This is a genomic window from Pseudomonas sp. N40(2020), assembly GCF_014472415.1.
Classification (GTDB): Bacteria; Pseudomonadota; Gammaproteobacteria; order Pseudomonadales; family Pseudomonadaceae; genus Aquipseudomonas.
In genome coordinates, this window is record NZ_JACSZV010000031.1 from 64966 (window position 1) to 76793 (window position 11828).

The following is an 11828-nucleotide window of genomic DNA, read 5'->3' on the forward strand; positions in this document are numbered from 1 at the left end:
CGTTAATAGCTGACCATTTCAGCTCGATGACGTTCTACTTATTGATATAAAAACATTCCACTCAAAATATATTAACCCTTATTACCAATGGCGCACTTACAACCCTCTGGCAGAGTAACTTTCAATCCATCAAACCCCATTCTCCCGAGGTTAAATTGCCTGCATCCGGTGCACTTCCGGCAAACTTGATGCGCAACTTCAGATTAGTCGCCGAGTCGGCAGCCTTTAACGCTTCTTCTTCGGTAATTGCACCTTCCGATACCAAAGCGAACAGCGCCGCATCAAACGTCTGCATGCCTAACTCGTTAAACTTTTCCATCATCGGCTTGAGTTCTTCAAAGTCACCACGCCGAATCAGATCGGCGATAGTGGGCGTACCCAGCATTACCTCGACTGCCGCCCTTCGTTGCCCATCCACGGTGCGTACTAGCCGCTGCGAGATAAATGCTTGCAGATTGTTACCCAGCGTATGCAACAGCTGCGGCCGACGCTCTTCGGCAAACATATTGATAATCCGATCCAGCGCCTGGTTGGCGTTGTTGGCGTGCAACGTGGAAAGCACCAGATGCCCGGTTTCGGCAAATGCCAAGGCGTGTTCCATGGTTTCGCGGTCACGGATTTCTCCGATCAGCACGACGTCCGGCGCCTGGCGCAGGGTGTTTTTCAGCGCTACATGAAAGCTGCGCGTGTCGACACCGACTTCACGCTGATTGATGATCGACAGCCTGTGTCGATGGATGTACTCGATCGGGTCTTCGATGGTGATGATGTGCCCGGTGCTGTGGCGGTTGCGGTGATCGATCAAGGCTGCCAGCGAGGTCGACTTGCCCGAGTCGGTGGCGCCGACAAACAGGATCAAGCCTTGTTTGAGCATCACGGTTTCGAGGAGTACCGGCGGCAGTTTCAAGTCTTCGAAACGCGGAATGTCGAGTTTTACATTGCGAATGACGATCGACACATCGTTGCGTTGCTTGAAGATATTGACCCGAAAGCGGCCAATCCCGGCTCGGGAGATCGCCAGATTCATTTCCAGATCCCGATCGAACTCTCGGCGCTGCTCGGCGTCCATCAGTGAGGTCGCCATGGCGGCAATTTCACCGGATTTGAAGGGTTCGTCGCTTAATGCCGTCAGTACACCGTCTACTCTTACACTGGGCGGCGCGGCGGTAGACAGGAACAGGTCAGAACCCTGTAAGTTGGACAAACGAGATAACAGTGCATCGATTTCCATGGCAAAAAGCACCCGCGAAGCATTCAATGAGCAGAATTGGCCGCCGTCGTGACGCGACGAGCCATACAGCGTCTATAGCCTGCAACAATGATAGACGCCGTCTCACCGACCGACGCTCAGGATTGATGTGATGAACGCTGCACCGACCAACGACGACGCGCAGGCACTGATTGCCCGCACCGACTGGAGCCGCAGTCCACTGGGCGCGGCAGGAACCTGGCCGCAGAGCCTGCGTACCGCGGTGGATATCGTGATTCACTCGCCGATGCCGATGCTGTTGTTGTGGGGGCCGCAACTCACGCAAATTTATAACAACGGCTTCGCCCTGCTCGCCGGCAACAAACATCCCCACGCTTTCGGACAGCCTGCGCACCTTATATGGCCGGAACTTCGAGACTTCACTGACCCGATTTACAGCGCCGTCCTACAAGGCCAGGTGCGCACCTACAGTGAACGGCGCTTCACCCTGCAGCGCGACGGTAAAGACACTGACTTTTGGCTGGATCTGACCTATAGCCCGATCCGCGATGAAAACGCGCAGGTCGCCGGAATTCTGGTTACGGCGATCGAAACCAATGAGCGCCGACGTATCGCCCTGGAGTTGCAGCAGCGCTCCGACGACAGCCTTAAGGCTCAGCGCGAAACAGAACAGCGCTTGCAACTGGCCCTCGCCGCGACAGATGCGGTCGGTACCTGGGACTGGGATATCGGCGAAGACCGCTTCATTGCCGACGCCCACTTCGCCCAATTGCACGGCATTGATCCGTCTCGCGCCGCGCAATTGCCCATCAGTGATTACCTGCACGGTGTCCATCCTGAAGACCGTGCGCTGGTCGCTCGCAGCATCAAACATTGCATCACCCACGGCACCGAATATGCCGAGGAGTACCGTTTGTTGCTGCCCGGCGGCGAGCAGCGCTGGGTGTTTGCCCGCGGCCGCTGCTACAAGGATCACCATGGCCGGCCGGTTCGTTTTCTCGGTGCGGCGCTGGACTTGACCGAGCGCAAACACACCGAACAAGCGTTGCGCCAGAGCCAGACTGAGTTGCAGTTAATCATCAACGCCATGCCGATCCTGATCAGTTATGTCGACCACGAAGAACGCTTTCGCCTCAATAATGCGGCTTATCTGGACTGGTACGGCCTCACACCCCAAGAGCTGTGCGGCCGAACCATTCGCGAAGTGATCGGTGAGGAAGCGTACTTCCTGCGCGCGCCGTATATCGCCGAAGCACTCGCCGGTCGATCCTGTTCGTTCAGCCTGTACACGCCCCACCGCGACGGCAGCAGCCGCCATGCCCTGATGAATTACCTGCCGCGCCACGGTGCGGACGGTTCGGTCAACGGTTTCTACATCTTTGTGATCGACGAATCCGAGCGCAAGAAAACCGAAGAAGCCCTGCGTAACCTCAATGAAACCCTTGAAGAGCGTGTCAGCGCCCGCACCGAGCAATTGGCCCAGGCCAATCAGCGTTTGCAGAACGAGATGTTCGAACGCGAGCGCGCTGAAGATGCGTTGCGCCATGCGCAGAAGATGGAGGCGGTCGGTCAGCTTACCGGCGGCATTGCCCACGACTTCAACAACATGCTCACCGGGATCATCGGCAGCCTCGACCTGATGCAGCGCTACATCGCCAACGGTCGCGCCAGCGAGATCGGCCGCTTTACCGAAGCCGCCGTCGCCTCGGCGAACCGTGCAGCCGCCTTGACTCACCGGTTGCTGGCGTTCTCGCGGCGGCAATCGCTGGATCGCAAGCAACTGAACGTCAACGAACTCATTCACTCGCTGGAAGACCTGATCCGCCGCACCAAGGGCGATCCAATCGACCTCAAGTTAAAGTTGGCCGACGACTTGTGGCCGGTGAGCACTGACATCAGTCAATTGGAAAACGCCCTGTTGAATCTGGTGATCAACGCCCGCGATGCCATGCCTGAGGGCGGTGACTTGCTGATCGAAACGGCAAACGTCTTCCTCGACGGCAGCGACATCACCACCCTCGAACCGGTCAAGGCCGGCGATTACCTGATGCTGGCGGTCAGCGATAACGGCACGGGAATGACGCCATCGGTCAGGGCCAAGGCATTCGATCCCTTCTTCACCACCAAACCGATCGGCCAGGGCACCGGGCTCGGCCTGTCGATGATTTACGGTTTTGCCCAGCAATCGGGTGGGCATGTCAGCCTCGACAGCTTGCCCGGCCAAGGCACCTGCGTGCGTCTGTACTTGCCGAGAATGGTTGGCCTGGAAGCGGAACGTCTGCCAGTCGAGCCCACCGAACCGCAACCGGCCACGGCCACCGGTGAATCCGTGGTGGTGGTCGAAGACGACCCGGCGGTGCGCATGCTGGTGCTCGATCTGCTCAAGGAGTTGGGCTATCAGGCGCACGAAGCCGAGGACGCCCGGGTGGCCCTGCCGTTGCTCGAATCCGATCTACGGGTGGACCTGCTGGTTACCGACGTCGGCCTGCCGGGCATGAATGGTCGCCAACTCGCGGAAATCGCCCGTCAGCATCGCCCGGGCCTCAAAGTATTGTTCATGACCGGTTATGCGCAGAAAGCCGCCGAACGCCAGGGCTTTCTCGAGGACGGCATGGACATGGTGGCGAAACCTTTTTCCATCGAGCTATTGGCCAGCAAGATCCGCGCGATGATCAGCCAAACCTCTTGAGTTGAGGCATAATCCGCGCCCCGCCTTCACCCCGTTATCAGGTATCGCAAGATGAAAGCCCAAGCCCGCCACATTCTGGTGAAAACCGCCGAAGAGGCCGAACAGCTCAAACAACGCATCGCCAAGGGCGAAGCGTTTGATGTGTTGGCCAAGAAATTTTCCACCTGCCCGTCCGGCAAACGCGGCGGTGATCTGGGTGAAGTGCGACCGGGGCAGATGGTGGGGGCGATTGATGCGGTGATTTTCAAGAAGCCGCTGCGTACGGTGCATGGGCCGATCAAGAGCAAGTTCGGTTATCACCTGGTGCAGGTTTTCTATCGCGATTGACCACTGCTCCCCCCACCGGTAGGAGCTGCCGAAGGCTGCGATCTTTTGATCCTGTTTTTTACAATCGAGATCAAGAGATCGCAGCCTTCGGCAGCTCCTACAGGGGTTGTATTTCAATCGTTGGGGATCAGTGCTCCCGGCACTTGAATCACCCGGCTTGCCAACCTATGCCCCGCTTCGGCCGCCTCAGCCGGGCTGCCGCCAGTCAGACGACTGGCCAGATACGCCGCACTGAAAGAATCCCCCGCCGCCGTGGTGTCCACGACCTTCTCGACCTTCTGCGCCGGCACTTCAAACGCTTCACCGTCACAGCGAATCAGGCATGCCTCGGCACCGCGCTTGAGCACCACTTCCGGCGTGCCGATCTGCGCGTAAGCGTCGAACACCGCATCGCAATCGGCAAAACCAAACAGCGCCTGCTCGTCATCCACTGTCAGCAACGCCAGATCGATGTGCGGCAACACGCTGCGATAGGCCGCCCGCGCGTCTGCCAGTGACGCCCACAAACGTGGTCGGTAGTTATTGTCGAAGACAATCCGTGCATCCCGCTGACGCGCTTCGATCAACACCTGAATCAATCTTTCGCGGCCCTGCGCACCGAGCACGGCCAGGGTGATGCCGCTGAAGTACAGCACGTCGTAATCCGGCAACGCGGCCAGAATCGGCTCGGCGGCCGGGGTGGTGAAGCAATCGCGCACAGCCGCTTCGTTGCGCCAGTAGAGAAAGCGCCGTTCGCCGTTGGCGTCAGTCTGGATGCAATACAAGCCCGGCAAGCGACCGGGCAGGCGCTGCACGAGGTCAAGGCCAATGCCTTCGCTTGTCCAGATCTGGCACATGGCGTCGCTGAAACTGTCATCGCCCAGCGCCGTGACGTAATCGACCTGAGCCTTGTCGCCCAAGGCGCGAGACAGGTAGACGGCAGTGTTGAGCGTGTCGCCGCCAAAGCTTTGCTGCAGGCTGCCGTCGGCGCGTTGCTGGAGTTCGATCATGCATTCGCCGATCAGGGCGATGCGCGGGGCGTTGGGGCCCAAGGGGCTGAGGGTGGTCATTGTGGTGTCTCTGCTGATTCGCGGGTGTCTTGTCTGGCCTCATCGCTGGCAAGCCAGCGATGATCACTACTCGGTTTCGAGTCTTAGAAACAGGTTTCCATGCTCTCGATCACCGACAACTGCTCATCCACCAGCAACCCCACGCGCCACTTATCAAAGGTCAGGCACGGGTGCGAAGTCCCAAAGGAAACGATGTCGCCGACGCGCAGTTCAACGCCCGGCGCCACGGTCATGAACGCGTGCTGATCCATCACCGCTGTCACCTTGCATGCACTGACATCATCGCCCTCCGCCGGCAACACGCCTGCCTTGTAACGCAGCAGCGGCACCGGCAGCCCGGCATCGAACGCCACATCACGCTTGCCCAGGGCAATCACCGCAAACCCCGGTTCCGGCATCGACTGTACGTGCGCCCAGACTTCCAGCGCCGGCCGCAGGCCTTCATGCAAATCGCTACGACGATCGAGCACGCTGCACTGCGCTTCTTTGTAGATGCCATGGTCGTGTGCCACGTAGCTGCCCGGACGCAACACACTGAGGAAGCGGCCGCCAGCGTTCTGCACTTCGAACGATTCGGCGATCAGGTCATACCACGCCGATCCCGAAGCGGTGATGATCGGCTTGGGAATGGCAAACGCCCCGCTGTTCTGCAATTGCACCGCCAGACGCACCAGCGACGCGGCGAACGCGCGAATGCCGCTGACCGCGTGATCACCGTGAATCACGCCTTCGTAACCTTCGATACCGGTAAGCGCCAACGAAGGTTGCGCGTTAATCGCTTTGGCCAGCTCAATGACTTCCTGCTCGCTGCGGCAACCGCAACGACCACCGACCACGCCGTACTCGATCATTACGTTGAGCTTCACCCCGCGCGAAGCAAAGTAGGCGCCGAGGTCGGCAACGTTGTCCGGATGATCGACCATGCAATGGAAATCGAACGACGGATCGGCCAGCAGATCGGCAATCAGCGCCATGTTCGGCGTGCCGACCAATTGGTTGGCCATCAGCACGCGACGCACGCCGTGGGCATATGCCGCGCGGGTCTGGGTAGCGCTGGCGAGGGTGATGCCCCAGGCGCCAGCGTCAAGCTGACGCTTGAACAGTGCCGGGGTCATGCTGGTCTTGCCATGGGGCGCGAGTTCGGCGCCGCTGTCGCTGACGAACTTCTGCATCCAGCGAATGTTGTGCTCCAGCGCCCCGCGGTGCAGCACCAGCGCCGGCAGGCTGACGTCTCGTACCAGGTGCGCGCCGATGGCGGCATCGCCCTTTTCCACAGCAGTATTGATGGCAGTCGTCATGGTCAAACTCCTCGCATTCATTCGCGGCGCAGACAGCCGCGGTTATTCGTTGATTCGCCGGGCGAGGCTGTTGGCACTCTCGATCAGAACCCGGCGATAGTCGTTGTAATTGTTCTTCGCATCGGCCCGTGGGGCGACGATGCACAGGGTGCAGATTGCAACGCCGGAAGGGTCTTTGACCGGTGCCGCGAAGCAATGGGTGAAGGTGTCGGCAACACTGTCGAAGGAGAAAAATCCATCGATACCGGCCTGACGGATCTCCGCCAGAAACCGCTCCAGCGGCAGGCGTTCACCGTCGGGCAGGATGTAGTCGTCTTCGTCGATCAGGTCGATGATTTGCTGATCGCTCAGGTGCGCGAGCAGCAAGCGCCCGGACGCGGTCCATGGGATCGGCGCGTTCTCGCCGATATCAGAGGAAATGCGGAAGTGCCGCTCGCCCTCCTTCATCAGCGCCACGGTGTATTTGCGCCCGTTGAGCAGGCACATCTGCGCGGTTTCGCGAGTCTGGCTGACGATCTCCTGCAAGGCGTGATCGGCTTCGCGGCTGAGGTCAAAATGGCGCAAATGCGCCTGACCGAGGAAGTACAGCTGCCGGCCGAGATAGACGTGACCGTCCTTGCCCACCGGTTCCAGGATTCGCCGCTCCAGCAACGAGGCGACCAGTTCATAGACCGTGGATTTCGGGCTGCCAATGCCGTTGGCGATGTCATTCGGACGCAGCGGCTGGCCGACTTCCTTGAGGAAATCGAGGATATCGAACGCCCGGTCCAGACCTCGGGCCCTGCGTTTGATGGTGTCTTCGGTCATTTCAGTGGTTCCCATTCAAAGTCGCCGGGAGTTTACCGAGAGTATTGCATCGCTTGGTAGGCCGCTTTCGCGAGCAGGCTCGCTCCCACAGGGGATTGCATTTCAAATGTGGGAGCGAGCCTGCTCGCGAAGAAGTCAGCACAGATTTCAGGCCTTCTTCTTGTAGGCGATGCAATCAATCTCGACCTTGCAATCCACCATCATGCTCGCTTGCACACACGCCCGCGCCGGGGCGTGTTCCCGTTTGAAGTACTCGCCGAAGACTTTGTTGAAACTGCTGAAATCCCGTGGATCATCCAGCCACACGCCGGCACGCACCACGTCTTCCAGGCCGTAACCGGCCTCTTCGAGAATCGCGATCAGGTTCTTCATGGTCTGGTGCGTCTGCTCGACGATGCCGCCAACAATAATCTCGCCATCCACTGCCGGCACCTGGCCGGACACGTGCAGCCAGCCATCCGCTTCAACGGCGCGGGCGAATGGACGAGCCTGACCACCAGCGGCGGTGCTGCCGGTACCGTAACGAGTAATGCTCATGGGTGTTTCTCCTGATTACAAAAGTGAAAATTCAGAACCGCGTGCTTTTCAGAAACTCAGCCAGACGCGGTGATTGCGGGCGTTCGAACAGCTCCTTGGGAGGCCCCTGCTCTTCGATCCGCCCTTGGTTCATGAAAACGATTTTGTCCGAGACCTCGAAGGCGAAACGCATCTCGTGGGTCACCAACAACATGGTCATGCCGTCTTCGGCCAGGCCCTTGATCACGTTGAGCACTTCGCCGACCAATTCCGGGTCGAGGGCTGAAGTGACTTCGTCGAACAGCATCAGGCTCGGGTTCATCGCAATCGCCCGGGCGATGGCCACGCGCTGTTGCTGACCGCCGGACAACTGACCGGGAAAGTGATTGCGCCGTTCCAGCAGGCCGACCCGCTCCAGCCATTTTTCGGCCAGCACCACGGCTTCATCCTTGTGCATCTTTTTCACCTTGAGCAGTCCCAGGGTGACGTTCTGCAACGCGCTCAGATGCGGGAACAGATTGAACTGCTGGAACGCCATGCCGGTCATGGCGCGATGGCGAGCGATGACTTTTTCACCATGGCGCACGCGTTTGCCGTTGACCTCGTCATAGCCGATCGATTCGCCCTCAAGCAGGATCTGCCCGCCCTGGAACTCTTCGAGCATGTTCACGCAGCGCAGCAGCGTGGTCTTGCCGGAACCGCTGGAGCCGATCAGCGTGACGACGTTGCCGCGTTGCATGCTCAGGTCGACGCCTTTAAGCACCTCCACCGTGCCGTACTGTTTGTGCAGGCCACGGATGTCCAGCAGTGGCTGGCCGTTTTGAACGTTGGAAACTTGAGCTTCAGTCATGGCAAGGCCACCCGCTTTTCAATGTGCCGGCCGAGTAATTCGATGCCGAAGTTGATGACGAAGAACAGAAAACCGGCGAACAGATAGAACTCCAGGGTCATGAAGTTCCGGGCGATGATCTGTTGAGTGCTGAGCAGCAATTCGGCGACGCCGATCACCGAAAGCAAGGTCGATGCCTTGACGATTTCGGTGGACGAGTTGACCCAGGTCGGCAGGATCTGCCGCAGTGCCTGGGGCAACAGCACATAACCGAGGGATTGGTAAAACGTCAGGCCGATGGCCTTGCTGGCTTCCATCTGCCCACGAGGCAACGCCTGCAACGCACCACGCACGATCTCGGCGACGTGAGAGCCACAGAACAGCGTCAGCCCCAACGCGCCGGCCTGAAACGCGCTGATCTGCCAGCCAAGCGCCGGCGCCATGTAGAAGCAGGCCAGGACCAGCACAAACACCGGGGTGCCGCGAATAATGTCGACGTAAAAGCGGAACGGTGCGCGCATCCAGAACTTGCCGTAGGTCAACACCAGACCGGCAAACACACCGAGAATCGTGCCGAACAGAATCGCCAACGCCGAGGCCTGCACACTGGTCAGAAAGCCTTGCCAGAGTGGCTCGCGCGCCACCCACAATTCATGCAACCAACTGGGGGATTCGTACATCGCAGCCTCCTATCGGCGGATCGCCAGACGCTGCTCGAGATACCGCAGCAGCATGGCAATGAGGTAACAGGCCGCGACATACAGCGCCGTGGTCACCAGCCAGGTTTCGATCACCCGGTAGCTCTCGACGTTGATCTTGCGCGCGTAATAGGTCAGCTCCGGCACCGCAATTGCGGCGGCCAGCGAGGTGTCCTTGAACAGCGAAATGAAGTTGTTCGACAGCGCCGGCAGTACATTGCGCAGCATCACCGGCACGGTAACGTAGGCTTTCACTTGCCACTCGCCCAGGCCGATCGCCAGCCCGGCTTCGCGCTGACCTTTCGGGATGCTGAGCAAACCACCTCGGAACACTTCGGTCAGGTACGCCCCGGCATACAGCGACAGGGTGATGATGAACGACGGAATCTTGTCCAGGCGGATGCCCAGGCTCGGCAAGGCAAAATAGATCAACAGAATCAACACCAGAATCGGCGTGTTACGGACCACCGTGACGTACACCGAAGCCAACACCCGCAAGGCGCGATGCTTTGACAGCAAGGCAAACGCCATCAGCAGGCCGATCACGCAACCGATGGCGATCGACACCAGCGCCAGTTCTAGGCCCAGACCGAGCCCCGCCAGCAAGGTGTCGAAATCGCGCCACACGGCGGCAAAGTTCAACTGATAGTTCATGGTCAGCAGTACCTTGAGCGGGGCGCGTTATCGACGCCCCACTCTCACGGGATCATTTGAATTCGACAGGAAAACCGATGGCTGGGGACGGCAGATCCACACCAAACCATTGCTTGAACGACGCCGCGTAAGTCGGGAATTCAACGCCGGTCATGGCTTCATGCAGCGCGGTGTTGACGAAGTTCAACCAGTCCTGATCGCCGCGTTTAACCGCACAGGCGTAGGTCTGTGGGCTCCAGGCATAGGCCGGGCTGCGGTAGCGGCCAGGGTTCTGCACCATCAGGTATTTGACCGAGGACTGATCGGTGGCGGCGGCATCGGCGCGACCGGAGTTCACCGCCTGATACATCAGATCGACGCTGTCGTACTGATCGACCTTGGCCTTGGGCAGTGCCTGGTGCACCAGTTCCTCGGCATAGACGTTTTGCAGCACGGCCACAATGACGCTGTCGCCGGCAGCCTGCAGGTCTTCGATTTCCTTGTACTTGCTGTTGTTCGGCAGCAACAGACCGACGCCTTCGCGGTAATACGGCAGGGTGAAGGCGACTTGCTGGGCGCGGCTGGCGGTCACAGTGATGAACTGGCAGCTCATGTCGACCTTGTCGGTGAGCAGATTGGGAATCCGTGCATCGGACGACTGAACGACGAACTCGACTTTGCTCGGATCGTTGAACAGACCTTTGGCCACCATCCTGGCGATGTCGATATCAAACCCCTGCAACTTGCCATCCGCGCCTTGGAAGTGCCACGGCGCATTGGTGCTGCCGGTACCCACAATCAGTTTCCCACGGGCCAGAACACTGTCGAGCTTGCTGTCGGATGCCTGGGCCATACCCATGGCAGCGGACGAAGCCGCAAGAACAAAAACACACGCTTTGAACAAAGAAGGTCGGCGATGCATGGCAAGCACTCCAGGATGTTGTTTATTCCGCTATACCGGAACTCGGTTTGTTACTACGGAATAGATAGCAGAAAGTGTGCCACAGGAAACGCGAGGAATCTGTAACGGATTGAAATGATCGTGGAATCAAAGAGATAAGCGAGTCGCACACGACGGTGTTGAGCGGGGTGCCTCAACCGTGCGCTACCGCGGGCCACACATTGCGGGTAGCGGGGCCACATCTCGGTGCAACATTATTGAAAGTGCACACCGGGTTCGCGCTGTCACCTGTCAACTCTGACAGTAGATCAACGCCTTGCGGAGTATTACCGTCAACCCAGTCGACATCACCAGTGCAACGAGGTTGATATGCGCCCTGCAACACAGCGTCCAGACCTGCCCGACACCTACCGCAAAGCCCTGAATACCTGGCGCCCGGTAATCCTGTATTTCGCCAACGAACATTGCCCCGCCTGCGAATGGGCCGGGCCGATCTTTCGCCAGACCGCCGAGCCGTACCGGCATCGCGCCAATATCTACATGCTCAATACCAGCCAATCGCCGCGCCATCCGCTGGTCACGGGGACGCCAACGGTGCTGTTCTACAAGGACGGCAGGCTGGTGAAAAAACTCAAGGGGATTGGCACAGAAGAAACGTTGGCGGCTGACTTTGCCCGGCACATTGGCAAAACCAAGGCACCGATGGTGCTGCGTAAGCAGCGGCATGATTTGAGTTGGCTTCGACGCACCTTGAGAAGCTATTGCAGCATCCCGCGTGCGCAGTCACTTCGACACCACGCGATATCCCTGTAGGAGCTGCGGCACGCTGCGATCTTTTGATTTTGTTTTTTAAGATCAAAAGATCGCAGCG

The 11828-nt window shown here is 59.1% G+C and carries 12 protein-coding genes; 3 read left to right on the top strand and 9 right to left on the bottom strand.

Translation table 11 applies throughout. The features are described 5' to 3' along the window. Nucleotides 1-121 precede the first annotated feature (121 nt). Entirely contained in the window at nt 122-1231 is a 1110-nt protein-coding gene (locus tag IAI51_RS19385; protein WP_187679943.1) for a PilT/PilU family type 4a pilus ATPase, read from the bottom strand. A 130-nt stretch (nt 1232-1361) separates the two neighbouring features. On the opposite strand from IAI51_RS19385, the gene IAI51_RS19390 reads away from it, so the two are divergent. Together IAI51_RS19390 and IAI51_RS19395 are read left to right on the top strand one after the other, a co-directional pair. Further along, on the top strand, nt 1362-3899 hold the full coding sequence (locus tag IAI51_RS19390) for a PAS domain-containing protein (protein ID WP_187679944.1): 2538 nt from the start codon (nt 1362-1364) through the stop codon (nt 3897-3899). A gap of 51 nt (nt 3900-3950) precedes the next feature. Then, on the top strand, nt 3951-4226 hold the full coding sequence (locus tag IAI51_RS19395; protein WP_007912322.1) for a peptidylprolyl isomerase: 276 nt from the start codon (nt 3951-3953) through the stop codon (nt 4224-4226). Between the two features lie 113 nt (nt 4227-4339). On the opposite strand, the gene IAI51_RS19400 is transcribed toward IAI51_RS19395, so the two are convergent. The 8 genes from IAI51_RS19400 to IAI51_RS19435 form a co-directional block, all read right to left on the bottom strand. Then, nucleotides 4340-5275, bottom strand: coding sequence for a sugar kinase (locus IAI51_RS19400; RefSeq protein ID WP_187679945.1), 936 nt, complete (start codon nt 5273-5275; stop codon nt 4340-4342). 83 nt (nt 5276-5358) lie between these two features. Next, entirely contained in the window at nt 5359-6573 is a 1215-nt protein-coding gene (locus IAI51_RS19405; protein ID WP_187679946.1) for an amino acid deaminase, read from the bottom strand. Nucleotides 6574-6615: 42 nt separating this feature from the next. Further along, on the bottom strand, nt 6616-7380 hold the full coding sequence (locus tag IAI51_RS19410) for an IclR family transcriptional regulator (protein WP_187679954.1): 765 nt from the start codon (nt 7378-7380) through the stop codon (nt 6616-6618). Between the two features lie 147 nt (nt 7381-7527). Then, a complete protein-coding gene (locus tag IAI51_RS19415; RefSeq protein WP_187679947.1) occupies nt 7528-7917 on the bottom strand; it encodes a RidA family protein in 390 nt (129 codons plus the stop codon). Nucleotides 7918-7948: 31 nt separating this feature from the next. Next, on the bottom strand, nt 7949-8746 hold the full coding sequence (locus IAI51_RS19420) for an amino acid ABC transporter ATP-binding protein (RefSeq protein ID WP_187679948.1): 798 nt from the start codon (nt 8744-8746) through the stop codon (nt 7949-7951). Continuing rightward, entirely contained in the window at nt 8743-9405 is a 663-nt protein-coding gene (locus IAI51_RS19425; protein ID WP_187679949.1) for an amino acid ABC transporter permease, read from the bottom strand. Before IAI51_RS19425 ends, IAI51_RS19420 begins: the two co-directional genes overlap by 4 nt. Nucleotides 9406-9414: 9 nt before the next feature. Then, a complete protein-coding gene (locus tag IAI51_RS19430) occupies nt 9415-10077 on the bottom strand; it encodes an amino acid ABC transporter permease (protein ID WP_003225455.1) in 663 nt (220 codons plus the stop codon). Between the two features lie 52 nt (nt 10078-10129). Then, nucleotides 10130-10978 (bottom strand): transporter substrate-binding domain-containing protein, encoded by an 849-nt coding sequence (locus IAI51_RS19435; protein ID WP_187679950.1) that lies wholly within the window; start codon nt 10976-10978, stop codon nt 10130-10132. A gap of 348 nt (nt 10979-11326) precedes the next feature. Here IAI51_RS19435 and IAI51_RS19440 point away from each other — a divergent pair, with 348 nt between their 5' ends. Beyond that, nucleotides 11327-11770: a thioredoxin family protein gene (locus IAI51_RS19440; RefSeq protein ID WP_187679951.1), complete on the top strand. Its 444-nt coding sequence runs from the start codon at nt 11327-11329 to the stop codon at nt 11768-11770. Nucleotides 11771-11828: the final 58 nt, after the last annotated feature.

Excerpts from the sequence above, each read along its gene's own strand:
- IAI51_RS19400 (WP_187679945.1), bottom strand. The coding sequence starts at position 5,275 with ATGACCACCCTCAGCCCCTTGGGCCCCAACGCCCCGCGCATCGCCCTG.
- IAI51_RS19410 (WP_187679954.1), bottom strand. The coding sequence starts at position 7,380 with ATGACCGAAGACACCATCAAACGCAGGGCCCGAGGTCTGGACCGGGCG.
- IAI51_RS19415 (WP_187679947.1), bottom strand. The coding sequence starts at position 7,917 with ATGAGCATTACTCGTTACGGTACCGGCAGCACCGCCGCTGGTGGTCAG.
- IAI51_RS19440 (WP_187679951.1), top strand. The coding sequence starts at position 11,327 with ATGCGCCCTGCAACACAGCGTCCAGACCTGCCCGACACCTACCGCAAA.
- IAI51_RS19390 (WP_187679944.1), top strand. The coding sequence starts at position 1,362 with ATGAACGCTGCACCGACCAACGACGACGCGCAGGCACTGATTGCCCGC.
- IAI51_RS19425 (WP_187679949.1), bottom strand. The coding sequence starts at position 9,405 with ATGTACGAATCCCCCAGTTGGTTGCATGAATTGTGGGTGGCGCGCGAG.
- IAI51_RS19420 (WP_187679948.1), bottom strand. The coding sequence starts at position 8,746 with ATGACTGAAGCTCAAGTTTCCAACGTTCAAAACGGCCAGCCACTGCTG.
- IAI51_RS19435 (WP_187679950.1), bottom strand. The coding sequence starts at position 10,978 with ATGCATCGCCGACCTTCTTTGTTCAAAGCGTGTGTTTTTGTTCTTGCG.
- IAI51_RS19395 (WP_007912322.1), top strand. The coding sequence starts at position 3,951 with ATGAAAGCCCAAGCCCGCCACATTCTGGTGAAAACCGCCGAAGAGGCC.
- IAI51_RS19385 (WP_187679943.1), bottom strand. The coding sequence starts at position 1,231 with ATGGAAATCGATGCACTGTTATCTCGTTTGTCCAACTTACAGGGTTCT.
- IAI51_RS19430 (WP_003225455.1), bottom strand. The coding sequence starts at position 10,077 with ATGAACTATCAGTTGAACTTTGCCGCCGTGTGGCGCGATTTCGACACC.
- IAI51_RS19405 (WP_187679946.1), bottom strand. The coding sequence starts at position 6,573 with ATGACGACTGCCATCAATACTGCTGTGGAAAAGGGCGATGCCGCCATC.